Below are 22,623 nucleotides of genomic sequence, written 5' to 3'. Positions count from 1 at the left end.
ACGAAGGAGGTGCGGATGACCGCGGGGACGATCGAAATCCGGAACCCGGCCGACGGCAGCGTGGTCGGCAGCGTGCCGGCCGCCGGCGAAGACGAGATCGACGCCGCGCTGGCGCTGGCGAACCGGACCCGGCGAGGCTGGGCGCGGACACCGGCGGCCGAACGCGGCGCACTGCTGCACGAGGCGGCCGCGCGGCTGCGGGCCCACGCCGACGAGCTGGCGAAGGCGAACGAAGCCGAAACCGGCCGCCCGCGCGACGAAGCCCGTGAAGGCGTGCTGGCCGGCGCGGGAACGCTGGACCAGTACGCGGAGCTCGGCCCGGTCCACCGGGGCCGCAGCCTGCACGGCGACCCGGGCGCGACGGATCTGATGGTGCCCGAGCCGCGGGGCGTGGTCGTCGCGCTGACGCCGTGGAACGACCCGGTCGCGGTCGCCTGCGGGCTGCTCGGGGCGGCACTCGTCACCGGGAACACGGTGGTGCACAAGCCGAGCGAACGCGCGCCGCACACGGGGCAGCTGCTGGGCGAGGTCCTGGGCGGCGTGTTCCCGGGCGGGGTCCTGCAGACCCTGCCCGGCGACGGCGGGGTCGGCGCCATCCTGGCGATGCGCGCCGACGTCGACGTCATCGCCCACGTGGGCAGCACGGCGACGGGCCGGTCGATCGCCGCGAGCGCGGCCGCGACGGGGGCCAAGACGCTGCTGGAGAACGGCGGCAACGACCCGCTGGTCGTCGACGCGGACGTGGATCCGGAGTGGGCCGCGGGCCAGGCGGCGCTGGGTGCGTTCGCCAATTCGGGGCAGATCTGCGTCGCGGTGGAACGGATCTACGTGTGCGAAGCGGTCGCCGAGCCGTTCCTGACGGCACTGGTGAAGGAGGCGGAGTCCCGGACGCTGGCGCCACTGGTCGACCGGCGCCACCGCGAGCACGTACACGGGCACGTGACGGACGCAGTGGACCGCGGGGCGCGGCTGCTGACGGGCGGAGCGGTCCCGGACGGCCCGGGCGCGCACTACCCGGCGACGGTGCTGACGGACTGCACGCCCGGGTTGCGGGTGATGACGGAGGAGACGTTCGGCCCGGTGGCGCCGGTGCAGGTGGTGCCGGGCTTCGAGGAGGCGCTGGCGGAAGCGGCGAAGGGCGACTACGGCCTGGCGGCGACGGTGCTGACGGCATCGATGAAGAACGCCCAGCGCGCGTGGCGGGAGCTGCCGGCGGGAACGGTGAAGGTGAACAACGTGTTCGGCGGCGCCCCGGGCGGGGCCGCGCACCCGCGGGGCCGCAGCGGGAACGGGTACGGATACGGACCCGAGCTGCTGGACGAGATGACCCAGACGAAGCTCGTGCACGTGGCCCCGCCCGGATGAGCGAAGGCCAGGAGAAGCCCCGCCCGCCGATCGGTGCGGCGGGCGGGGCGGAATCAGGTACGCCGGATGCGAGCCGGGCCGGGCGCATCAAGGACGACCGCCCGCTGCAGGAGGTCGACCGCGGCGCGAGCGGCTCGAGGCGGCTCGGCGGGGCCCGTGCGCGCTCGGTGGCCGATCGGGGTGGTGGCGCGGGTGGTGACGGGGTGCCGCGCGGGTCCGGGCCGGTCCGCGGACGGCAAGACGGGGCGGACCCCGGTGCGCTGCGGGCGAGCCGGTCCGAGCGCGCGGACGAAGTGGAGGCCGGGCGAGACGACCCGGGCGCGGGCGGGAGCCCGCACGGCGCGGCCGAGGCGCGCCCGGAGGCCGAGCGGGATGACGCGGCCTGGGGCGGGGTGAACCGCGGCGCGTCAGGTGCGGGCCGGTCCGAGCACGTGAGCGGAACCGGTGCGCGGTCGGAGGCCGGGCGAGATCATCCGGCCGGGGTCGGAGCGGGCCGCGGTGTGCCGGAGCGCGAGCCGGGCCACCGGGCCCGGCTCCTGGCCCGCCTCGGTGCCGACCTCAAGCGGCGCTTCCGGGCCACCGAATCCACCCCGGACACCGAACGTCACGACCGCACCCCCCTCGGCTGGTTCGCGCGCGCCCTGCGAGTCCCCGGCCGGGAACGGCGGGTCCTCGTCCAGACCGCCAAGGCCACCCTCGCCGCGACCGCCGCCTGGCTGCTCGCCACCCTCGTCCTGCGGCTGCCCCAGCCTTTCCTCGCGCCCTACGCCGCCGTCTTCCTCGTCGAAGCCACCGTCTACCGGTCCCTGCGGGGCTGGGTTCAGCAGGTCGGCTCGGTGGCCACCGGCGTCCTCCTCGCCGCCGTCGCCGCGCAGGTGATTCCGTGGCAGGCCGTCGCGCTGGCCGTTGTCGTCTTCGTCGGCCTGCTCGCCGGCAGCTGGCGGCGTTTCGGGGACGCCGGGGTCTGGGTGGGCGTCACCGGCATGCTGCTCATCTCCTACGGCACCGCCCGGGAGCCCGTCCTGCTCGGCGACCGCCTGCTGGAAACCGCGCTCGGCGCCGCCATCGGCGTCGCCGTCAACACCCTGATCTTCCCGCCGCTCTACGGCGAACGTCTCGCCGCGGCCGCCGACCGGCTCGCGACCGCGCTCGCCGGCCTGCTCGAATCCCTCTCCGACCTCGTCCGCCGGGACGAGCCGCCGGACGACCTCGACGACCTGCTCTCCCGGACGCGGGACGCGCGCAGCCAGGTGCTGGCCGCCGAAGAAGCCGTCGGCCTCACCCGGGAAGGGCGGCGGCTCAACCTCCGCCGCGGCGGTCCCGCCTCCGGCGCCCACCACGAACGGCCCCTGCGTACGCTCATCGCGCTGTGGCCCGCGGTGTCCCAGCTGGTCGCGGCCGTGCGCACGACGGCGGGCCGCCGCGAGCACCCGTTCGAATACCCCTGGCCCGACGCGCGCGAGTCGCTCGCGAACCTCATGCACCACCTGGCCGGCGCCGTCCAGGCGGTGGCCGCGGTGGGGGAGCCGGTCGAGCTGGACGACTGCCGGACGCTGCTCAAGCAGCTCGAGGAGCGGCTGGTGACCGCCGAGGAGGACGGCGTCCCGGCCCGGCTGGGCCTGGGCACCATGACCCTGCCCGCGCGGCTGCTGCTGGAGAACCTGGAAAACCGCGGAAGCGCGTGAAGGCCACCTCGCAGTCCGGGGTGGCCTTCACGCGGCGGCGCTCAAGGCACGGCGATGGCTTCGGCTTCGGAGCGGTGCCGCCGGCACGCCGTGCACACCATCGTCTGGCCGAGCAGCGTGCCGTCGCCGGCCACGAGCCGGGCGACGTGCAACGCGGGCAGGCCGCATTCCTCACACGGGATGGGCTTGCTGTCGCGGCTGATCAGCACTCGGTTCGGCATGGTGCCCCCTGATGGGTCGTTGGTGGCCGGCGGTTACCCCGTGGCCTGCGCCACACTCCTTCGGCGCACCCGCATCACTCGAACGGAGTAGTCACGAGGCCGGGTACCGCTGGTCCCGCAGCAGGTTCGCCAGGTGGACGGCGTTGCGGACCAGGGTCGCGTTCGTCGAGGCCACGGCCTCGGGCGTCTCGTCGAGGTCCTGGTAGTCGCCGCCCTGCATGGCTTCGCCGTTCCAGTACGTGCCGCCCTGGGCGGGGATCGTGAAGCCGACGTCGTTCAGCGCCTGGAACAGGTCCGCGATGATCTTGTGCGCCCCGTCCTCGTTGCCGACCACCGCGGCGACCGCGACCTTGCCGAACATCGACGGCCTGCCCTCGTCGTCGGTTTCGGACAGCTCCGCGTCCAGCCGTTCGAGGACGCGCTGGGCGACGCTGGACATGTGGCCGACCCAGGTCGGCGTGGAGACCAGCAGGATGTCGGCGTCCGCGACCTTCCGCCGGATCGCCGGCCACGCGTCGCCCTCGCCCATGTCGGCCTCGACACCCGGGCGGACGTCGTGGTCGACCACGCGCACCAGCTCGCCCGTGGCACCCCGCTCCGCGAACAGGTCGAGCAGCTGCCGCGCGATGAGGTCGCTGCTGGACTTCGCCGGCGACGGCTTGAGCGTGCAGGCCAGCGCGAGGACGCGCAGCGTCATGACTGCCTCCGTGGGTGCGTGCCGACGCCGATGTGCGTGAAGCCGGCTCCGGCCAAGGTGTCGGGATCGAGCAGGTTCCGCGTGTCGACGACGACCGCCTGCGCGGCCGACGCCGCCAAGCGCGCCCAGTCGAGGTCACGGAACTCGGGCCACTCGGTGAGCACGACCAGCGCGGCGGCGTCCTTGGCCACCAGGTACGGGTCGTCCACGACCTGGACGGCGTCGAGACCCGGGACGGTGCCGACCGCCGGGTCGTGCGCGGTGAGCTCCGCGCCGGCGCGAGCCAGCTCCGCCGCCACCGCCAGCGCCGGCGAATCCCGCAGATCGCCCGTGCCCGCCTTGAACGCCAGGCCCAGCAGGCCGATCCGGGTGCCGGCCAGCGACCCCGCCGCCGACCCGGTGACGGCCTGGCGCACCGCCCGCACCACCCGGGCGCGCTGCCGGGCGTTGACCCGGACCGCGTCGCGCAGGATGCCGAACTCGACGCCCGCCGACTCGGCCGCGTGCAGCAGCGCCGAGGTGTCCTTCGGCAGGCACGAACCACCCCAGCCGGGACCGGGGGCGAGGAACTCCGGGCCGATCCGTGCGTCCATGCCCATCGTGCGGGCGACCTCGCGGACGTCGGCGCCGAACCGCTCGCACAGTTCGGCGAGAACGTTCACATAGGACAGTTTCACCGCGAGGAACGCGTTGCTGGCGTACTTCGCGAGTTCGGCGCTGGCCGAGTCGGTCGCGACGACCGGCGCGCCGGTCGGCTCGTACAGCCGCGCGACCCGCTGGGCCGCCGCGGAGTTCGGCGGGTCGGTGCCGACCACGACCCGGTCCGGGTGCAGGAAGTCGTCGACGGCGTGGCCCTCCCGCAGGAACTCGGGGTTGCTGACGACCGGCAGGTCGTCGCGCCGCAGCAGGCCGGGCAGCCGGGCCGCGGTGCCGACCGGGACCGTCGACTTCGTCACCACCACGCTGCCCGGCCGCAGCAGCCGGCCCAGCTGCGGGACGACCTGCTCGAGGACGCCGAGGTCGGGTGCGCCGTCGCGGTCGGGCGGCGTCGGGAGGCAGAGGAACACGAGGTCCGTGCCGTACAGCTCGGCCTGGGCGTCGGTGAAGGTGAGGGTTCCGTCGGACCGGCCCTGCGCGACCAGCTCGGGCAGGCCGGGCTCGGCGATGGCCACCTCGCCCCGGCGCAGCTGGTCCACTTTGGACTCGTCGGCGTCGACGCAGGTCACGCGGTGGCCGAGCCGCGCGAAGCAGGCAGCGCTCGTCAGGCCGACGTAGCCCGCGCCGACGATGCCGATGTGCTCAGCCATGCGGCACCCTCGCTTCCAGCGCCGAGCGGGTGGCCGCCAGGACGCGTTCTTCGCCGAGCAGCAGCAGCCCGCCGTCGGGTTCTTCGCCGTGCGGGTCGCCGACGTTGCCGGCCCACAGCACGACGTGCTGCCGCGCGGACGGCGGCGGGCCCCACAGCCGCGGCGGCGTCGGGCCGAACAACAGCACCGACGGCGTGCCGAACGCGGTCGCCAGGTGCCCGACGCCGGTGTCGCCGCAGACGACGAGCGCCGCCCCGGCCACCAGCGCGGCCAGCTCCGCCAGGTCCGTGCGGCCGGCGAGCACCGCGTCTTCGCCGAGCCCGGCCCGGTCGGCGACGCCGAGCGCCAGGTCGCGTTCGGCGGCACTGCCGGTGAGCACCACGCGGTGCCCGGCGGCCGTCAGCGCGGCGACCACCGCGGCGAACCGCTCGGGCGGCCAGCGCCGCGCCGGGAAGGCCGCACCCGGGTGCACCACGACGGCGTCCGGCGCCGGGCTCGGGCCGGGCGGCGCGGGCAGGTGCAGCGCCGAGCGGTCCGCCTCCAGGTGGGCGTATTCGACGAGCCGGCACCAGCGGTCGACCTCGTGGACGTCGTCGCGCCACTCGAGGCCGGGCACGTCCGGGAAGTCGGGGTGGCGGTGGGTCAGCAGCTCGGCGGGGTCGGTGGCCAGCAGATCGTGGATGCTTTCCGGGCCGCTGCCGTGCAGGTTCACCGCGAGCCGCGGCGGCGGCCCCGGCCACGACAGGTCGCCGAGCCCGGCCGTCGGCAGCAGCTCGTCGACGGCGTCGATCAGCTCGACCAGGTCGCGCAGGCCCTCCGGCGCGGCCAGCACCAGCCGGTCGTCCGGGTAGGCCGCGCGCAGCGCCCGCAGCGCCGGAACCGCGGTCAGCAGGTCGCCGAGCCCGAGCGCGCGCAGCACGAGGACCGCGGCGCTCACGGCCACGACCCCTCCTCGGAAGCGCACACGACCAGTTCGCGGACTTCCGAGCCGGGCGGCTGCCGGAGCGCGAAGACGACGGTCTCCGCGACGTTCTCCGGCTGGTTCAGCTTGGCGTCCGGCGGCGGCTTGTACTGGTCGGTGCGGCCGTCGAAGAAGTGCGTCCACATGCCGCCCGGGATGAGCAGCGTGACGCCGACGCGGCCGGCCAGCTCCGCGGCCAGCGCGCGGGTGAAGCCGACGACGCCGAACTTCGAGGCGCAGTACGCGGTCGCGTCGCTGACCGCCTTGATGCCCAGCGTGGAGGCCACCGTGACGACCGTGCCGTGCGAGCGCTCCAGGTAGGGGAGCGCGGCGCGGACGACCGCGGCCGTGCCGAGCAGGTTGACCTTGACGACCCGTTCCCAGTCCTCGGTGGACACTTCGCCGAGCGGGCCGCAGGCGTCGGTGCCCGCGGCGGTGAAGACGCCGTCGAGGCCGCCCGCGCGCTCGGCCAGCTCGCGGACCGCGGCCTCGGTGGCCGCGGTGTCGGTCAGGTCGGCCTCGACGTACTCGGCCGGGTCCTCGGGCCGGACGCGGTCGAGGACGTAGGGGGTGCCGCCCGCCTTGCGGACGGCGTCGACGGTGGCGGCGCCGAGGCCGGACGCGCCACCGGTGATCAGGACGTTGCCGAGGGGTCGCATCGCTCTCCTTCGCGGGGTCGGAGGGGATCAGGCACTGGCCGCCGCGGCGACCAGCCGCGACGTCGAGTAGCCGGGGACGGTCGGGACGAGCACGACCTCGCCGCCGTGCCGTTCGACGACCTCGCGTTCGGGCAGGTCCGCCTGCGCGTAGTCGCCGCCCTTGACCCACACGTGCGGGCGCAGCCGCTCCAGCACGGCGGTGGGCGACGGTTCGTCGAACACGGCGACGGCGTCCACGAAGGACAGCGCGGTCAGCAGCCGCGCGCGGTCGCGGTCCCGCACGAGCGGCCGGCCCGGGCCCTTGAGGGCGCGCACCGACGCGTCGGAGTTGAGGCAGACGACCAGGGCGTCGCCGAGCGCGCGGGCCTGCCGGAGCAGGCTGACGTGTCCCGGGTGGAGCAGGTCGAAGCAGCCGCCGGTGGCGATCAGGCGGCCACCGGTCTCCCGGACGCGGTCGGCGAGGCCGAAGGCGTCGGTGGCCGGCTGCCGGTCGGGGACCGGGCCGTCGTCGGTGGACAGCGCGGTCGCGCCACCGGCCGCGACGAACCGGGCGGCCGCTTCGACCGCCGTCGTGACGGCCTCGCCGGCGTCCGCGCCGCCGAGCAGGGCCGCGGTGGCGGCCGCGGCGAACCGGTCGCCCGCGCCGCAGGTGTCCGGCGCGGTGTACCCCGGTGCCCGGGCCGCCGCCGGAACCGGCACGGTGGTTTCGCCGAGGCCGTCGGCGAGGACGGCACCCCGCGCGCCCACGGTGACGGCGACCGCGTCGGCGTGCCAGTGCCCGCGCAGCAGCTTCGCGAGCTCGGCCGGCTCGTCGTGCCCGGCGAGCACCGCGCGTGCCTCGGCGAGGTTCGGGGTGGCCAGGCAGGTGCCCGGGACCGGCTGGGCCCCGCGGGGGTGCGGGTCCCAGACCACCGGGACGCGCTCGGCGAGTTCCCGCAGCAGCGCCCGGACGTCCGGATTGCGCGTCAGGCCCCGGCCGTAGTCGGCGACGAGGATGGCGCCGGCGTCTTCGACGACCGCGCGCACGCGGGACGGCAGCGGCTCGGCGGTGGCCGTGCCGTCGCCGGAATCCAGGCGCACCAGGGACTGCCCGCTCGCGCGGACGCGGGTCTTGCACACCGTCGTGCCGCGCAGGGGCAGCGGCAGCACGGTGACGTCCGGTTCGAGCAGCCCGGTGAGCGCGTGGCCGCCTTCGTCGTCGCCCAGCGGCGTGACCAGCACGACCTCGGTGGCCGACCGCGCCGCCAGCAGCGCGGCCAGCCCGGCCCCGCCCGGGCGGCGGCGCCGGGCGGTCAGGTCCACCACCGGCACCGGCGCCTCCGGGCACAACCGCTCCGCGGTGCCTTCGGCGTCGACGTCGAGCAGCGTGTCGCCGAGGACGACCAGCGGCTTCACGCGGTCACCCCGAGCGCGTCGTCCAGCGCCGCGCACAGGCCGTGCACCAGCGCCAGGTGCATCTCCTGCACGGTCGCGACGGTCGGCGCCTCCACCGTCACGGCGTCGTCGCACAGCGCGGCGAGCGGGTTCGGCGCGGGCCCGGTGAGCGCCCACGTCGTGACCCCGAGCTCGTGCGCGGCCTTCGCGGCGGCGACGACGTTCTGGCTGCCGCCGCTGGTGGACAGGCAGACCAGGACGTCACCCGGCCGCCCGTGCGCGTGCACCTGGCGGGCGAAGACCTCGTGGTCGCCGTAGTCGTTCACGATGGCCGTGGTCGCCGAGGTGTCCGCGTGCAGCGCGATCGCCGGGAGCGGACGGCGTTCGTGGCGGAACCGGCCGACGAGCTCGCCGGTCAGGTGCTGGGCCTCGGCCGCGCTGCCGCCGTTGCCGCAGGCGAGCAGCTTGCCGCCGGCTTCGAACACGCCGGCGAGATGCCGTCCCCACGCGGTTATCTTGGGCGCGGATTCGCGGGTCCGCCGGGCGGCTTCGGCCAGAGCGGCGAGATGGTCTTCCATCACGGCACCTCCTTCTCCTCCGGCGACGCCGCGCCGGTTCGTGTCGGACGGGGCCGCCGGAGCACGAACGGCCCCAGCGCGAGCAGGTCGATCGGCGCGGAGCCGAAGCATTCGAGCGCGTCGCGGGGCGAGTCGACCATCGGGCGGCCCGCGGTGTTGAGGCTGGTGTTGATCACGACCGGCAGGCCGGTGCGCCGCTCGAACCCGGCCAGCATCCGCGCCAGCACGGGGTTTTCGCGGTCTTCGACGGTCTGGACCCGGGCCGTGCCGTCGACGTGCGTGACGGCCGGGATGCGGTCCCGCCAGGCTTCGGCGACGTCGTGGACGAAGAGCATGTACGGGCTGGGCAGCGGCCCCCGGGTGAAGATCTCGGCCGCCCGTCCGGCCCGCACCATCGGTGCGACCGGCCGGAACTGCTCGCGGCCCTTGACGTCGTTGAGCCGTTCCAGGTTGGCCTTGCGGCCCGGGTGGGCCAGCAGCGACCGGTGCCCCAGCGCCCGCGGCCCGAACTCGGCGCGGCCCTGGAACCACGCGACGACCTCGTCGCCGGCCAGCGCTTCGGCCACGGTCTCGGCGAGGTCGTCCGGACGTTCGTAGGGCAGTTTCGCCTTGCGGAGAATGGCTTCCAGCTCTTCGTCGGTCCATTCGCGACCCAGGCCGGCGTCGCCCATCGGCGCGCCGCGCTCGCCGGCGTCGGCCGCGAGCTGCAGGGCCGCGCCGAGCGCCGTGCCCGCGTCGCCCGCGGCGGGCTGCACCCAGATCCGGTCGAAGGGGCCCTCGGCGTGCAGGCGGCTGTTGGCGACGCAGTTGAGCGCGATCCCGCCCGCCATCGCCAGGTCGCGCTGGCCGGTGCGCTCGTGCAGCCAGTCGGCCAGCTCCAGCAGGATGTCTTCGAGGACCCGCTGGACGCTCGCCGCGAGGTCGGCGTGCCGCCGGGTCAGTTCTTCGCCGGCTTCGCGGCGCGGGGCGAGCGCGGCCAGGTCGACGCCGTGGGCGTGGAACCCGCCGTCACCGGTGACGTGCACGTGCTCGCACAGTTCGTCGAGGTACTCGGGCTTGCCGTAGGAGGCCAGGGCCATGACCTTGTACTCGTCGCTGGAGCGGGCGAAGCCGAGGTGCTCGGTCAGGTCTTCGTAGAGCAGGCCCAGCGAGTGGGGGAGCCGCTGCGCCGCCAGTTCCTTGAACCGGCCGTCGCGGTACTCACCGGCCAGATAGGACGTGCTCTCGCCGCGCCCGTCGGCCACGAGCACCGCGCAGTCGCCGAACGGCGCGGCGAGCGCGGCCGACGCGGCGTGCGCGACGTGGTGCCGGACGAACTTGACGATTCCCGGGTCCAGCCCGGGCAGCGCGGACTTCAGGAACAGCGGCGCCCGCTTGGCGAACTCGGTCCGCAGTTCCTCGCCGCTCGGGTCGTGGCCGGCCAGGCCGGGTTCGACCAGCGCCGGGTCGTAGGAGTACCCGACGGCGTCGAGGTCCTTCGCGGACAGTCCCGCCTTCTCGAGGCACCAGGCCGCGGCCTGCGCGGGCTGTTCCCACGTCGAGAACGGAACGGCCTGCTTGCCGTGTTTGCGGCGGCTGAAGCGTTCTTCTTCGGCCGCGGCGACGATCTCCCCGTCCACGACCAGCGCGGCGGCCGGGTCGTGGAAAACGGCGTTGATCCCGAGTATGCGCATCGACCTGCCTCTGGCGTTCCGGTGCGGACTCTTCCCGTCCGCTCTCGCCTATAGCGCTACCCGGTGAAGTCATCGATAAACGATCGCGCGCAAAACCCCTGGGCGTCGCTACTCAGCGCGACGGCGCCCGGCGGAACCACGCCGCTGTGCGACGGAGCCCGTCGCCGGAGTCGATCTTCGGTTCCCACCCCAGGACGTCCCGGGCGAGGGAGATGTCGGGGCAGCGGCGCTTCGGGTCGTCGACGACCGCGTCGACGTGCTCGATCGGCGAATCGGACCCGGTGATCTCCTTGATCCGCTCGGCGATCCGGCGCACGGTCAGCTCGTCCGGGTTGCCGATGTTCATCGGGCCGGGGTGGTCCGAGCGCGCCAGCGCGAGCAGGCCACGGACGGTGTCCTCGACGTAGCAGATGGACCGTGTCTGCTCGCCGGTGCCGGTGACGGTGATCGGCTCGCCCTTGAGGGCCTGGTCGAGGAACGCGGGGATCATCCGGCCGTCGTGGGCACGCATGCCGGGGCCGTAGGTGTTGAAGATCCGCGCGATGGCGGTGTCGACGCCGTGTTCGCGGCGGTAGGCCGAGGTGAGGGCCTCGGCGTAGCGCTTGGCCTCGTCGTACACACTGCGCGGCCCGATCGGGTTCACGTTGCCCCAGTAGCTTTCCCGCTGCGGGTGCTCGAGCGGGTCGCCGTAGACCTCGCTGGTGGAGGCCAGCACGAACCGGGCGCCGTCGCGGCGGGCCAGGTCGAGGGCGTGCTCGGTGCCGAGCGAACCGGCACGCAGGGTTTCCAGCGGCAGGGCCAGGTAGTCGCGCGGCGACGCGGCCGAAGCCAGGTGGAACACGACGTCGGCCCGGCAGCTCAGCGGCATCGGCTGCGTGACGTCGTGGCGCACGAACCGGAAGCGCTCGTGGCGGCGCAGCTCGTCGAGGGTGTCCGCCGAGGACGTCACGAGGTTGTCCACGGCGATCACTTCGATGTCCTCTTCGAGCAGCAGCTCGCACAGGTGCGCGCCGACGAAGCCGGCACCCCCGGTCACCACCGCACGCTCGAACCGCCTGGTCACTCCCGGATTCGTCATGCCGGATCGGCTACCCGGCGCCGGTGCGCGCAAACCCGTGTAAGGCACCGGCGAGCGGGTAAGCGCACCGACCATGCGAGTTCTGCTCACCGGATGGGCCAGTTTCCTGCACGGCGAAGCGACCGCGGGTGACGTCCTCAGCCTGCGCGCGGCCGAAACCGCGCTGACCGAAGCCGGGATCGGCCACGAAGTCGCGTGGAGCCCGGGTTTCCGGCCCGGCACCCTGCACCTGCCCGACGCGCCGCCCGAGGACTACACGCACGTGGTGTTCGTCTGCGGCCCGCTCCACGGGCCGCAGGTGCGTTCGCTGCACGACCGGTACGCCGCCTGCCGCCGCATCGCGGTCGGCGTGTCCGTGCCGGACCCGGACGACCCGGCGGTCACCGGGTTCCACCGGGTCTTGCCGCGCGACGACGGCGCGACCGCCGAACGCGACCTCTCGCTGGCGGCGCCGGTGTCGCCCACGCCGGTCCTCGGCGTGGTCCTGGCGCCGCACCAGCCGGAGTACGGCAGCGCGGGCCGGCACGGCGACGTCCACAAGGCACTGACCGGCTGGCTGGCCGGTCTCGACTGCGCCCGGGTGCCGCTGGACACCCGGCTGGCGCACGCGGACTGGGACCATTGCGCGACCCCCGACCAGCTGGTCGCCGCACTGTCCAGAATGGACGCGATCGTGACGACCCGGCTGCACGGGCTGGTGCTCGGGCTCAAGGCCGGGGTGCCGGTGCTGGCTGCCGACCCGGTGGCAGGCGGCGGCAAGGTGACCGCGCAGGCCGGGGCGCTGGACTGGCCGGTACTGGCCGCCGAGGACGCCGGGGACACCGCGTTGCTCGATTCCCGCCTGAAGTGGTGCCTGTCGGCGCCGGTCCGCCCGCCCGCGCACCCGGCGTCCCTGGCCGCGCTGGTCGACGAGCTGGTGGGGGCCCGGTGAGCGCGCGCACGACCGTCGTCATCGCCACCCGCAACCGTGCCCGCGAACTGGCGCGCACGCTGGAGCAGCTGTCCGGGCTGGACCCCAAACCGCCGGTTGTGGTGCTGGACAACGCTTCCGAAGACGACACCGCCGCCGTCACCACGCGGTGGCCCGGCGTGCGCCTGATCCGGCTGCCGCAGAACCTCGGCGCCGCGGCCCGCACGCTCGGCGTGATCGTCGCCGGCACGCCCTACATCGCCTTCAGCGACGACGACTCGTGGTGGGCGCCCGGCGCGCTGACCGAGGCGGAGCGCATCTTCGACGAGCACCCGCGCACCGGCTTGCTCGCCGCGCGCACCCTCGTCGGGCCGGAATGCCGGGACGACCCCGTGACGCCGGAAATGGAGCGCAGCCCGCTGGGGCATCCCGACGGCGCGCCCGGCCCGCTCGTGCTCGGCTTCCTCGCCTGCTCGGCGATCGTCCGGCGGACGGCGTACCTCCAGGTCGGCGGCTTCAGCCCGCTGCTGCACTTCGGGGCGGAGGAGCAGCTGCTCGCCTACGACCTGGCCGCGCGCGGCTGGGACGTCTGCTACGTGGAGCGGCTGCGCGCCCACCACCACCCGTCGCGGTCGCGGCCGCCGTCGTCGTGGCGCCGCCGCGCCGAGCTGCGCAACCGGCTGCTCATCGCCGTGCTGCGCCGGCCGCCGCGCGTCTGCCGCCGCGAGGTGGCGCGCACGCTGGTCGAGGCGCCCGGCGCCGTGCTCGGGGCGGTCCCCCGGCTGCCGCGGGCGCTGAGTTCCCGGCGGGTCCTGCCCGACCACGTCGAACACCAGGCCCGGACTCTGGAAAGGACCGCCGAATGGCGCGAATCTCGGTCGTGATCATCACCTGCAACCGGCGCGAGCAGCTGCGGGAAACCTTGGCGCACATGACGTCGCTCGACGAGGACGCGCCGATCTCCGTCGTGGACAACGGATCCGCCGACGGCACGGCCGACATGGTCGAGCGGGAGTACCCCGGCGTCCGGCTGTACCGGCTGGCGGAGAACCTCGGCGCGGTGGCGCGGAACGTGGCGGTCGAGGACGTGACGACACCGTACGTCGCGTTTTGCGACGACGACACGACGTGGCAGCCGGGCGCCCTGACCCGGGCCGCCGACCTGCTCGACGCCTACCCGGGGCTCGGCTCGGTGACCGGCCGCTGCCTGGTCGAGCCGGGCCTGGCCGAGGACCCGATCACGCCGGAGCTGCGCGAGTCGCCGGTGCCGGGCCCGGACTGGCTCCCCGGCCCGGCGCTGCTCGGCATCATGGCCGGGCTGACGGCGGTGCGGGTCAGCGCGTTCCGCGAGGTCGGCGGCTTCTCGACGCGGATGTGGCTGGGCGGCGAGGAGGAGCTGTTCGCCCTGGACCTCGCCGCGCGCGGCTGGTGGATGTGCTGGGCCGAGGACGTCGTGATCCACCACGCGCCGTCGAAGCTGCGGGACCCGCGCCACCGCCGTCGCCTCGGCATCCGCAACACGCTGTGGACCCTCCTGCTGCGCCGCCCGTGGCCGGCGGTGTTCCGCCGCGGCCGCGAGGTCCTGCGCACGGCCCCGCCGGACGCCGCGACGGCGGCCGCGCTCCTCGACGTCGTCCGCGGCCTGCCGTGGGTGCTCCGTGACCGCCGGGTGGTCCCGCCGCACGTCGAGCACGGCCTGCGCCTGCTGGAGGAGCCGCAGCGCAACTCGAAGGCCCGCCGCTACGTGGGCTGAACGCCGTGCCTGCCACATCGACGGGACGTCGTGTCCCTCGATGTGGCAGGCACGGGCAGCGGGTCAGCGGGCCTCGGCCGTCATCGCGGTTTCCGGGACCAGCTTGTGGTAGGCGCGCAGCGTGTCGGCGGCCACGCGGTCCCAGGAGTAGCGGGCGACCGCCCGGTCGTGGCCCGCGGTGCCGTACGCGTGGCAGAGCGCCGGGTCGTCGAGCAGCCGCCGGACCCGCGAGGCGAGCTCCTTCGGCTGGTGCGGCCGGACCAGCAGGCCGGTGACGCCGTCGACGACCGTGTCGGTCAGCCCGCCGACCGCGGCCGCGACCACCGGGACGCCGCAGGCCATCGCCTCCAGCGGGACGATGCCGAACGGCTCGTACCACGGCGTGCAGACCACCGCGTCGGCCGAGCGCAGCAGCGCGGGCATGTCCTCCCGGGACACCTGGCCCGGCCAGCGCACGCGGTCGCCGACGCCGAGCCGCTCGGCGAGCTCACGCAGCCGCCGCGCCTCCGGGTCCTGGGTCAGCCGGCCCCGCTCGGGACCGCCGGCGACGACCAGCTCGGTTTCCGGGAGCTGGGCCAGCGCGGTGATCGCGATGTCGAAGCCCTTGCGCGGCACCAGCCGGCCGACCGTGACCAGGCGGTGCTTCTCGCGGCGGCGCGCGACCGGGCCGTCCGGGGTGAACCGGCCGAGGTCGACGCCGCAGGGGACGATCGAGATCCGCGACCGCGGCACGCCGAGGCGGGACAGCTCGAAGACCTCGTCCGAGCAGGTCGCGATGACGCGCCCGGCCTGCCTGCCGATGATGCGCTCCAGCCGGATCCGGTCGGCCGGGCTGGTGTCTTTGGCGCCCTGGTAGCGCTTCTTGACCACGCCGAGGGCGTGAAAGGTCTGGGCCACCGGCGTCCCGGTCGCGCTCGCCGCCAGCTCCGTGGCCAGGCCCGACATCCAGAAGTGCGCGTGCGCCACGTCGGGCCGCTCGGCGGACCACCGGTCGCGCAGGAAGCTGCCGAACTCGCCCATGTAGGGCAGGAGGTTGTCCTTCGGCTCCTTGCGCGGCGGTCCGGCGGGCACGTGCACGACGCGGTACCCCTGGGGCGTCCGCACCTCCGGCGGCTCGTCGAGGCTCTCCCGGCGCGTGTAGACAGTGACGTCGTGGCCGGCGCGCGCGAGCGCGGCCGACAGCTCGGCGACGTGCACGTTCTGCCCGCCGGCGTCGGCTTCGCCCAGTGCGGCCAGCGGGTTGGCGTGCTCGGACACCATCGCGATCTTCATCGGTGAGGCGTTCCCTTCGGTTCAGCGGGCCGTCTCGGCGAGGAGGTGGTCCCAAGCGGTCAGGAAGGCGTCCAGCCCGTAGTGCTTCAGGGCGTGCTCCCGGGCGTTCTTGCCGGCCAAGGCGGCGAAGTCGGGCTCGTGCACGAGCTCGCGGAACCGCCGGGCCAGCACGGAGACGTCGGTGGAGAGCGCGCCCGCGTCGGGCGGCACCGCTTCCACCGCCTCCGTGGCGGCGAAGACGACCACCGGCATCGCCAGGTGCATCGCCTCCAAAAGGGACAGTCCCAGCGACGTCCAGCGGGCGGTGTGCAGGTAGACGCGGCGGCGGGCGATCTCGTCGTGCAGGGCGGGCGCCGGGACGTCGCCGCGCCCGCGCAGTGGCTCGCCGAGCTCTTCGGTACCCATGCCGAACACGTCGACCGGGGCGGCCTCGGCGAGCGTCCCGAGCAGGTCGGCCCCGGTGACGCGGCGGCGGCGCACCGGCTCGTTGATCATCGACACGCCGGCGGCCAGCTCACCGGTGTAGCGGGCGCCCGGGTCCGGGATGCCGTGCGGCACGACGGTCGTCGGCGCGCGCCCGCAGTCCCACATCGTCTCGTTGAAGTGGGTCACGTGCGCGACGGTGATGTCCGACCGCCCGGCCAGGGGATGCTCGCTCGAAGCGGCGTACGGCCGGGGCGCGTTGTGTTCCACGTAGACGGCCGGCACCCGCAGGCGGGCCACGAGGTCCAGCTCCTCCGGGCGCTGCAGCACGACGACGTCGGGTTCGGCCTCGGCGAGCCGGTCGAGCGGGACCTCGGTCGCCGACGGCCAGTCCCGCCCGGCCTTGCCGAGCCCCCACGGCGCACCGTCGGGTGAAACCGGCAGGAGGTAGTGGTGGCGGCCGCGGACGAAAGCGTCGGTCCACGAGCCGTGCACGTGCCAGAGCAGTACTCTCAGGCGCCGGGATCCGGGTTGCGTCATGCTTTCCTGGTTTCCCGGAGATCGCGCGTTAAACGTGCGGCCGCGCCGGGTACTCGGCGGTGACGGCCGCGTGCCGAGGAAGGGACGGCCATCCATGCGGTTCACCCCACGGGGCACCCGGTTCTTCGAGCTGCTCACCGACGCGGCGAGAAACCTGGTGACGGCGACGGCCTTGCTGCGCGAGCTCGTGGCCGCCGAACCCGGCGAGCGGGAGCCGCTCGCCAAGCGCCTGCACGAGGTCGAGCACCACGGCGACGAGCTGCTGCACACGATCATGGTGGAGCTGAACAGCTCGTTCGTGACGCCGTTCGACCGCGAGGACATCCAGGCGCTGGCCGCGAAGATCGACGACGTGCTCGACTTCATGGACACCGCGGCCGACCTGGCGGTGCTGTACCGCCTCGACGCGTTCCCGCCGGGCACCGACGTGCTGGTGCGGGTGCTGTGCCGCGCCTCCGAGCTCACCGCGGAGTCGATGCCCGGCCTGGCCAAGGTCGGGGAGCTCGAGCCGTTCTGGATCGAGATCAACGAGCTGGAGAACGAGGCCGACCGGATCTACCGCCGCATCCTGGCCCACCTGTTCGAGCCGGGCGGGGACGCCCTCGAGGTGCTCAAGACGAAGGAGGTCGTCGAGCAGTTCGAGCTGGCCGCCGACGCCTTCGAGCACCTGGCCGACGTGGTGCAGACCATCGCGGTGAAGGAGTCGTAGTGACGGGCACGGCCGCACTGGTCGTGGTGATCGTCCTGACGCTGTTCTTCGACTACACCAACGGCTTCCACGACGCGGCGAACGCGATCGCCAGCGCGGTGTCGACGCGGGCGCTGACCCTGCGCGCGGCGCTGCTGCTGGCGGCGGTGATGAACCTCGCGGGCGCGCTGCTGTCCACCGGTATCGCCGCGACGGTGGCGAAGGGCATCATCGACGTCCCGCCGGGTCCGGACGCGCTCACCGTCGTGTTCGCGGCACTGGCCGGGGCGATCACCTGGAACCTCATCACCTGGTACTTCGGGCTCCCGTCGTCGTCCTCGCACTCGCTGATCGGCGGGATGGTCGGCGCGGCGCTGGCGGCGGCGAGCACCGTGCACTGGGCGGGCATCGCCGAGAAGGTGCTGATCCCGATGGTCGCGTCGCCGCTGCTCGGGCTGGGTCTCGGTTACGCCGCGATGGTCGGCGCGCTGTGGCTGCTGCGGCGGGCGAACCCGCACCGCAGCGGCCGGGTGTTCCGCCGCTTCCAGATCCTGTCGGCCTCGGCGCTCGCGCTCGGCCACGGGCTGCAGGACGCCCAGAAGGGCATGGGCGTGATCGTCCTGGCGCTGGTGGCGGCGGGGGAGCAGGCGACGTTCGCGGTCCCGTTGTGGGTGACGCTGCTGTGCGCGGCGGCCTTGTCGCTGGGCACCTATTCGGGTGGCCTGCGGATCATGCGGACGCTCGGCAGGCGCGTGTTCCCGCTGGACCCGCCGCACGGGTTCGTGGCGGAGTCGGTGGCGTCGTCGGTGCTGTACGTGACGGCGTTCGCGGTGAAGGCCCCGATCTCGACGACGCACGTGATCACGGCGGCGATCATGGGCGTCGGCGCCACCCGGCGGCTGTCGGCGGTGCGGTGGGGGATCGCGCGGGACATCGTCCTGGGCTGGGTGCTGACGTTCCCGGCCGCGGCGGCGGTGGCCGCGGCCGTGTACCTCGTGGCGGACCTGCTCACCTGACCGGCACGGGGTTTGCCCGTCGCCGGCCGGGGGAAGCCGGGGCGGAGACACCCGTACGCCGAAAGGGAGAGCCATGAGGGCAGTGACCTGGCACGGCAAGCGCGACGTGCGCGTCGAGGAGGTGCCGGACCCGAAGATCGAGGAGTCGACCGACGCGGTCATCCGCGTCACCTCCACCGGGATCTGCGGCTCCGACCTGCACCTTTACGAGGTCCTCGGTGCCTTCATGACCGAGGGCGACATCCTCGGCCACGAGCCGATGGGCGTCGTCGAGGAGGTCGGGCCCGGGGTCGCGAACCTCAAGCCCGGCGACCGCGTCGTCGTCCCGTTCAACATCTCCTGCGGCCACTGCTGGATGTGCGAGCGCGGCCTGCAGTCGCAGTGCGAGACCACTCAGGTCAAGGAGCAGGGCAAGGGCGCCGCGCTGCTCGGCTACACCAAGCTCTACGGCCAGGTTCCCGGCGGCCAGGCCGAGTACCTGCGCGTCCCGCAGGCGCAGTACGGCCCGATCAAGGTCCCGGACGGCCCGCCGGACGAGCGGTTCGTCTACCTTTCCGACGTCGTGCCGACCGCCTGGCAGGCCGTCGAGTACGCGAACGTCCCGCGTGACGGCTCGGTGGTCGTCTTCGGGCTCGGCCCGATCGGGCAGATGTGCGCCCGGATCGCCCGGCACCGCGGGGCCGGCCAGGTGATCGGCGTCGACCTCGTGCCCGAGCGGCTCGCCCGGGCCCGCGAGCACGGCGCGACCACGCTCGACACGCGCGACCACAAGGACATCGGCGACAGCATCCGCCAGCTGACGAACGGCCGCGGCGCCGACTCCGTGATCGACGCCGTCGGCATGGAAGCCCACGGCGCGCCGGTCGGGAAGCTGGCGCACACGCTGGTCGGCCTGCTGCCGCAGCCGCTGGGTGAGAAGATCACCGAGAAGGCCGGCATCGACCGGCTGAGCGTGCTGTACGCGGCCATCGACGCCGTCCGCCGCGGCGGCACGATCTCGCTGTCCGGCGTCTACGGCGGCATGGTCGACCCGATGCCGATGATGGAGCTGTTCGACAAGCAGATCCAGCTGCGGATGGGCCAGGCCAACGTCCGGCACTGGCTCGACGACATCATGCCGGTGCTCACCGGCGACGGCGATCCGCTCGGCGTCGAGGGCTTCGCGACGCACAAGCTGCCGCTGGACGACGCGCCGCGCGCGTACGAGATCTTCCAGAAGAAGCTCGACGGCGCCCAGAAGATCCTGCTGCAGCCGACCGCCTAGCACTCCGGGAGGAACCCGCTCTTGCGAGCCGTCACCTCGCTGCCGTACGAAATCACCGAGGAAGACCACGTCCGGATCCCGGTGTCCGACGGGACCGTGCTGTCCGCCCGCATCTGGCGGCCGGTCTCGTCGGACACCGAGCCGGTGCCGGCGATCCTCGAGTACATCCCCTACCGCAAGCGCGACCTCACCGCCCCGCGCGACTCGATCCACCACCCCTACCTCGCCGGGCACGGCTACGCCTGCGTGCGCGTGGACATCCGCGGCACCGGCGAGTCCGAGGGCGTCCTGGCCGACGAGTACCTCGAGCGCGAGCAGCTCGACGCCGAGGACGTCCTGGAGTGGATAGCCGCGCAGCCGTGGTGCACCGGCGACACCGGGATGATGGGCATCTCCTGGGGCGCGTTCGCGGCGCTGCAGGTCGCGGCGCGGAAACCGCCGAGCCTGCGCGCGATCGTGATCTCGTCGTTCACCGACGACCGGTTCGCCGACGACATGCACTACATGGGCGGCTGCCTGCTGTCGGACAACGTCGCCGAGTCCGGCACGATGTTCGCCTACGCGACGCTGCCGCCGGACCCGGCGGTCGTCGGCGAGCGGTGGCGCGAGATGTGGCTGGAGCGGCTGGAGAACTGCAGCCTCTGGATCGACAACTGGCTCGGCCACCAGCGGCGCGACGGCTACTGGCGGCACGCCTCGGTGTCGGAGAACTACAGCGACGTCCAGGTGCCGGTGCTGGCCTCGAGCGGCTGGGCCGACGGCTACTCCAACGCCGTCATCCGGCTGCTGGCGCACCTCGACGTGCCGCGGCGCGGGCTGATCGGCCCGTGGTCGCACAAGTACCCGCACCTCGGGGAGCCGGGGCCGGCGATCGGCTACCTGCAGGAAGTCGTGAAGTGGTGGGACCACTGGCTGCGCGGCGAGGAGAACGAGGCCATGGACGGGCCGATGCTGCGCACGTGGATGCAGGAGAGCGTCCCGCCTTCGACGTCCTACGAAGACCGGCCCGGGCGGTGGGTCGGGGAAGCGACCTGGCCGTCCCCGCACGTGAAGCCGCAGCAGCTGCCGCTGGCCCGGCACCGCCTCGCGCGGCCGGGGGAGACCGTGGCCGACGAGGCGCTGACGGTGTCGTCGCCGTTGTCGGTCGGGCAGTTCTCCGGCAAGTGGGCGTCCTACAGCGCACCGCCGGACCTGCCGTACGACCAGCGTGAAGAGGACGGCGGGTCGCTGGTGTTCGAGACGGACGTGCTCACCGAACGCTGCGAGATCCTCGGCTCGCCGAAGGTGCGGCTGGAGGTCTCGGCCGACCAGCCGGTCGCGATGATCGCGGCGCGGATCTCCGACGTCGCGCCGGACGGGCGCGCCACCCGCGTCACCTACGGGCTGCTCAACCTGACCCACCGCGACGGCCACGACGAGCCGGCGCCGATGGAGCCAGGCGAGCGCTGCGCGGTGGAGATCGAGCTGAACGCCGTGGCGCAGGCCTTCCCGGCCGGGCACCGGATCCGGCTGTCGCTGTCCACGTCGTACTGGCCGCTGGCGTGGCCGCCGCCGAAGCCGGTGCTGTTGAGTGTCCACACCGGACACAGCGCGCTGGAGCTGCCGGTGCGCCCGGTCGCCGAGCCGGACGAGCTGCCGGCCCGGCCGTTCGGCGAACCCGAAGGCGCGCCGCCGATCCCGGTGACCGCGCTGACCCCGGGCGAGCAGCGCTGGACCGTCTCGCGTGACCTCGTCGACTACCGCGCGGCGCTGGACATCGTGAAGAACGCCGGGACGGTGCGCTTCGAGGACATCGACCTGGAGGTGACCCGCGATGTCCGCGAGCGCTACAGCTGGGTCGCCGAGGACTTCTGCTCACCGGTCGCGGAAACGGAGTGGGTCGTGACCTTCGCCCGCGGCGAATGGCAGGCGCGCAGCGAGACCCGCACCCGGGTGTCGTGCACCGACACGGAGTTCGTGATCGACGCGCAGCTCGACGGCTACGACGGCGCGCGGCGGATCGTGTCGCGCAACTGGCATCGGCGGATCCCGCGCGACCTGGTCTGAGTTTCGCCGCGGCGCCACCGGGTAAGCATCCGGTGTGCGGATCGTGATCACCGGGGCCACCGGCAACGTCGGGACGGCGCTGCTGTCCGCCCTGGGCCCCGCGCACGACGTCGTCGGCCTGGCGCGCCGGCTGCCGGACACCACCGCCGAGCCCTACCGGCTCGCCGGCTGGCGTGCCCTCGACGTCGGCGTGCGCGGGGCCGACCGGGAGCTGACCGGGCTGTTCGACGGCGCGGACGCGGTCGTGCACCTGGCCTGGGCCATCTCCCCGGAGCGCCGGGACCCGCCGATGTGGCGCACCAACGACCACGGCACCCGGCACGTGCTCGCCGCCGCGGCCGCGGCCGGGGTCCCGCATCTGGTCGCCGCCTCGTCGGTGGCCGCCTACGGCCCCGCGCCGCGCTGGGAGAAGGTGCGCGAATACCACCCGTGCACCGGGATCCCGCTCAGCGCCTACAGCCGGGGCAAGGCCGCGCTGGAGTCCCTGCTCGACCGGTTCGAGGCGCGGCACCCGGAGGTCGGCCTCGCCCGGATCCGGCCGTGCGCGATCCTGCAGCGCCGGGCGGCCGGGGAGTTCGCCCGCTGGCTGCTCGACCCGGCGGTACCCGCCCGGCTCGCCGGAGGGCGGCTGCCCGTGCCGCTGTGGCGGGGGCTGCGCGCCCAGGCGGTGCACACCTCCGACGTCGCCGAGGCGATCCGGCTCATCCTCGACCGCGGGTACACCGGCCCGGTCAACCTGGCCGCGCCCGAGGTCCTCGACGCCGACGCGCTGGCCGCGATCCTCGGCGGCACCCTGCTGCCGGTGCCGAAGGCGCTCGCGCTGGCGGCGGTCCGCGCGGCCTGGCTGAGCGGGGCGTTGCCGGCGCACCCCGGCTGGCTGGAGCTGGCCGACCGCGCGGCGCTGGCCGACACGACGGTGGCGGAGACGGTCCTGGGCTGGCAACCTCGGTACGACGCCGCGTCCGCGATCGGCGAGCTGGTCGACGGGCTGCGCTCGGGCGCCGGGGCGGCGAGCCCGCCCCTGGCCCCGCCGCGCGAGCCCGGCGTGCTGGCCCGGCTCCGCTCGCTCGCCCGGGTCGGGCCGAGCCACCAGTCGCAAGTCTGAGCAGCAGG

At 74.3% G+C, this 22,623-nt stretch carries 21 protein-coding genes; 10 read left to right on the top strand and 11 right to left on the bottom strand.

Annotated elements, in window-relative coordinates; translation table 11 throughout:
• The first annotated feature begins 15 nt into the window (after positions 1 to 15).
• Positions 16 to 1,365: an aldehyde dehydrogenase family protein gene (locus BT341_RS28850; protein ID WP_072479270.1), complete on the top strand. Its 1,350-nt coding sequence runs from the start codon at positions 16 to 18 to the stop codon at positions 1,363 to 1,365.
• A gap of 536 nt (positions 1,366 to 1,901) precedes the next feature.
• Positions 1,902 to 3,050, top strand: coding sequence for an FUSC family protein (locus BT341_RS28845; RefSeq protein ID WP_072482231.1), 1,149 nt, complete (start codon positions 1,902 to 1,904; stop codon positions 3,048 to 3,050).
• Positions 3,051 to 3,091: 41 nt separating this feature from the next.
• Here BT341_RS28845 and BT341_RS28840 read toward each other — a convergent pair whose 3' ends face one another.
• The 9 genes from BT341_RS28840 to BT341_RS28800 all read right to left on the bottom strand — a co-directional run bounded on the left by BT341_RS28840 (position 3,092) and on the right by BT341_RS28800 (position 11,598).
• Entirely contained in the window at positions 3,092 to 3,271 is a 180-nt protein-coding gene (locus tag BT341_RS28840) for a hypothetical protein (protein WP_072479269.1), read from the bottom strand.
• A 91-nt stretch (positions 3,272 to 3,362) separates the two neighbouring features.
• A complete protein-coding gene (locus BT341_RS28835) occupies positions 3,363 to 3,968 on the bottom strand; it encodes a flavodoxin family protein (RefSeq protein ID WP_072479268.1) in 606 nt (201 codons plus the stop codon).
• Positions 3,965 to 5,275, bottom strand: coding sequence for a UDP-glucose dehydrogenase family protein (locus BT341_RS28830; RefSeq protein ID WP_072479267.1), 1,311 nt, complete (start codon positions 5,273 to 5,275; stop codon positions 3,965 to 3,967). The genes BT341_RS28835 and BT341_RS28830 overlap by 4 nt, the downstream gene beginning before the upstream one ends.
• The gene (locus BT341_RS28825; RefSeq protein ID WP_072479266.1) at positions 5,268 to 6,218 is read right to left on the bottom strand and encodes a glycosyltransferase family 9 protein; all 951 of its coding nucleotides are present in this window, start codon (positions 6,216 to 6,218) and stop codon (positions 5,268 to 5,270) included. Before BT341_RS28825 ends, BT341_RS28830 begins: the two co-directional genes overlap by 8 nt.
• Positions 6,209 to 6,895 (bottom strand): SDR family oxidoreductase, encoded by a 687-nt coding sequence (locus BT341_RS28820; RefSeq protein ID WP_072479265.1) that lies wholly within the window; start codon positions 6,893 to 6,895, stop codon positions 6,209 to 6,211. Before BT341_RS28820 ends, BT341_RS28825 begins: the two co-directional genes overlap by 10 nt.
• A 27-nt stretch (positions 6,896 to 6,922) precedes the next feature.
• Complete coding sequence (locus BT341_RS28815; RefSeq protein ID WP_072479264.1) at positions 6,923 to 8,290, bottom strand: PfkB family carbohydrate kinase; 1,368 nt, start codon at positions 8,288 to 8,290, stop codon at positions 6,923 to 6,925.
• Positions 8,287 to 8,847 (bottom strand): D-sedoheptulose-7-phosphate isomerase, encoded by a 561-nt coding sequence (locus BT341_RS28810; protein ID WP_084743018.1) that lies wholly within the window; start codon positions 8,845 to 8,847, stop codon positions 8,287 to 8,289. Before BT341_RS28810 ends, BT341_RS28815 begins: the two co-directional genes overlap by 4 nt.
• Positions 8,847 to 10,520 carry a carbamoyltransferase family protein gene (locus BT341_RS28805; protein ID WP_072479262.1) on the bottom strand — a complete coding sequence of 558 codons (1,674 nt, stop codon included), beginning with the start codon at positions 10,518 to 10,520 and terminating at the stop codon, positions 8,847 to 8,849. Before BT341_RS28805 ends, BT341_RS28810 begins: the two co-directional genes overlap by 1 nt.
• A 112-nt stretch (positions 10,521 to 10,632) precedes the next feature.
• Positions 10,633 to 11,598, bottom strand: coding sequence for a UDP-glucuronic acid decarboxylase family protein (locus BT341_RS28800; RefSeq protein WP_177328911.1), 966 nt, complete (start codon positions 11,596 to 11,598; stop codon positions 10,633 to 10,635).
• A gap of 73 nt (positions 11,599 to 11,671) precedes the next feature.
• Between BT341_RS28800 and BT341_RS28795 the strand changes: the two genes are divergently transcribed.
• Genes BT341_RS28795 through BT341_RS28785 form a run of 3 tightly spaced genes read left to right on the top strand, consistent with a single transcriptional unit; the run spans position 11,672 to position 14,261 of the window.
• Positions 11,672 to 12,529, top strand: a complete 858-nt coding sequence (locus BT341_RS28795) for a polysaccharide pyruvyl transferase family protein (protein ID WP_072479260.1) — start codon at positions 11,672 to 11,674, stop codon at positions 12,527 to 12,529.
• Positions 12,526 to 13,392 carry a glycosyltransferase family 2 protein gene (locus BT341_RS28790; RefSeq protein WP_072479259.1) on the top strand — a complete coding sequence of 289 codons (867 nt, stop codon included), beginning with the start codon at positions 12,526 to 12,528 and terminating at the stop codon, positions 13,390 to 13,392. Before BT341_RS28795 ends, BT341_RS28790 begins: the two co-directional genes overlap by 4 nt.
• Complete coding sequence (locus tag BT341_RS28785) at positions 13,371 to 14,261, top strand: glycosyltransferase family 2 protein (RefSeq protein WP_072479258.1); 891 nt, start codon at positions 13,371 to 13,373, stop codon at positions 14,259 to 14,261. Before BT341_RS28790 ends, BT341_RS28785 begins: the two co-directional genes overlap by 22 nt.
• A 63-nt stretch (positions 14,262 to 14,324) precedes the next feature.
• Here BT341_RS28785 and BT341_RS28780 read toward each other — a convergent pair whose 3' ends face one another.
• Together BT341_RS28780 and BT341_RS28775 are read right to left on the bottom strand one after the other, a co-directional pair.
• Positions 14,325 to 15,533: a glycosyltransferase family 4 protein gene (locus BT341_RS28780; RefSeq protein ID WP_072479257.1), complete on the bottom strand. Its 1,209-nt coding sequence runs from the start codon at positions 15,531 to 15,533 to the stop codon at positions 14,325 to 14,327.
• Between the two features lie 21 nt (positions 15,534 to 15,554).
• On the bottom strand, positions 15,555 to 16,496 hold the full coding sequence (locus tag BT341_RS28775; protein WP_072479256.1) for a glycosyltransferase: 942 nt from the start codon (positions 16,494 to 16,496) through the stop codon (positions 15,555 to 15,557).
• A gap of 94 nt (positions 16,497 to 16,590) precedes the next feature.
• Between BT341_RS28775 and BT341_RS28770 the strand changes: the two genes are divergently transcribed.
• From BT341_RS28770 to BT341_RS28750, 5 genes are all read left to right on the top strand, one after another.
• Positions 16,591 to 17,205, top strand: coding sequence for a DUF47 domain-containing protein (locus BT341_RS28770; protein ID WP_072479255.1), 615 nt, complete (start codon positions 16,591 to 16,593; stop codon positions 17,203 to 17,205).
• Complete coding sequence (locus BT341_RS28765; protein ID WP_072479254.1) at positions 17,205 to 18,200, top strand: inorganic phosphate transporter; 996 nt, start codon at positions 17,205 to 17,207, stop codon at positions 18,198 to 18,200. The genes BT341_RS28770 and BT341_RS28765 overlap by 1 nt, the downstream gene beginning before the upstream one ends.
• Positions 18,201 to 18,273: 73 nt before the next feature.
• The gene (locus BT341_RS28760; protein WP_072479253.1) at positions 18,274 to 19,464 is read left to right on the top strand and encodes a zinc-dependent alcohol dehydrogenase; all 1,191 of its coding nucleotides are present in this window, start codon (positions 18,274 to 18,276) and stop codon (positions 19,462 to 19,464) included.
• 21 nt (positions 19,465 to 19,485) lie between these two features.
• The gene (locus tag BT341_RS28755) at positions 19,486 to 21,510 is read left to right on the top strand and encodes a CocE/NonD family hydrolase (RefSeq protein WP_072479252.1); all 2,025 of its coding nucleotides are present in this window, start codon (positions 19,486 to 19,488) and stop codon (positions 21,508 to 21,510) included.
• A gap of 34 nt (positions 21,511 to 21,544) precedes the next feature.
• Complete coding sequence (locus tag BT341_RS28750) at positions 21,545 to 22,615, top strand: NAD-dependent epimerase/dehydratase family protein (protein ID WP_072479251.1); 1,071 nt, start codon at positions 21,545 to 21,547, stop codon at positions 22,613 to 22,615.
• Positions 22,616 to 22,623: the final 8 nt, after the last annotated feature.

Source organism: Amycolatopsis australiensis (genome assembly GCF_900119165.1).
Lineage (GTDB): Bacteria > Actinomycetota > Actinomycetes > Mycobacteriales > Pseudonocardiaceae > Amycolatopsis > Amycolatopsis australiensis.
The sequence above is the reverse complement of the archived record's forward strand: the minus strand, read 5'-3'. Positions and strand labels throughout refer to the sequence as shown.

Bases quoted from the DNA above. Each gene is read 5' to 3' on its own strand.
- BT341_RS28850 (WP_072479270.1), top strand. From the start codon at position 16: ATGACCGCGGGGACGATCGAAATCCGGAACCCGGCCGACGGCAGCGTG.
- BT341_RS28840 (WP_072479269.1), bottom strand. From the start codon at position 3,271: ATGCCGAACCGAGTGCTGATCAGCCGCGACAGCAAGCCCATCCCGTGT.
- BT341_RS28835 (WP_072479268.1), bottom strand. From the start codon at position 3,968: ATGACGCTGCGCGTCCTCGCGCTGGCCTGCACGCTCAAGCCGTCGCCG.
- BT341_RS28830 (WP_072479267.1), bottom strand. From the start codon at position 5,275: ATGGCTGAGCACATCGGCATCGTCGGCGCGGGCTACGTCGGCCTGACG.
- BT341_RS28820 (WP_072479265.1), bottom strand. From the start codon at position 6,895: ATGCGACCCCTCGGCAACGTCCTGATCACCGGTGGCGCGTCCGGCCTC.
- BT341_RS28810 (WP_084743018.1), bottom strand. From the start codon at position 8,847: ATGGAAGACCATCTCGCCGCTCTGGCCGAAGCCGCCCGGCGGACCCGC.
- BT341_RS28805 (WP_072479262.1), bottom strand. From the start codon at position 10,520: ATGCGCATACTCGGGATCAACGCCGTTTTCCACGACCCGGCCGCCGCG.
- BT341_RS28800 (WP_177328911.1), bottom strand. From the start codon at position 11,598: ATGACGAATCCGGGAGTGACCAGGCGGTTCGAGCGTGCGGTGGTGACC.
- BT341_RS28795 (WP_072479260.1), top strand. From the start codon at position 11,672: ATGCGAGTTCTGCTCACCGGATGGGCCAGTTTCCTGCACGGCGAAGCG.
- BT341_RS28785 (WP_072479258.1), top strand. From the start codon at position 13,371: ATGGCGCGAATCTCGGTCGTGATCATCACCTGCAACCGGCGCGAGCAG.
- BT341_RS28780 (WP_072479257.1), bottom strand. From the start codon at position 15,533: ATGAAGATCGCGATGGTGTCCGAGCACGCCAACCCGCTGGCCGCACTG.
- BT341_RS28775 (WP_072479256.1), bottom strand. From the start codon at position 16,496: ATGACGCAACCCGGATCCCGGCGCCTGAGAGTACTGCTCTGGCACGTG.
- BT341_RS28770 (WP_072479255.1), top strand. From the start codon at position 16,591: ATGCGGTTCACCCCACGGGGCACCCGGTTCTTCGAGCTGCTCACCGAC.
- BT341_RS28760 (WP_072479253.1), top strand. From the start codon at position 18,274: ATGAGGGCAGTGACCTGGCACGGCAAGCGCGACGTGCGCGTCGAGGAG.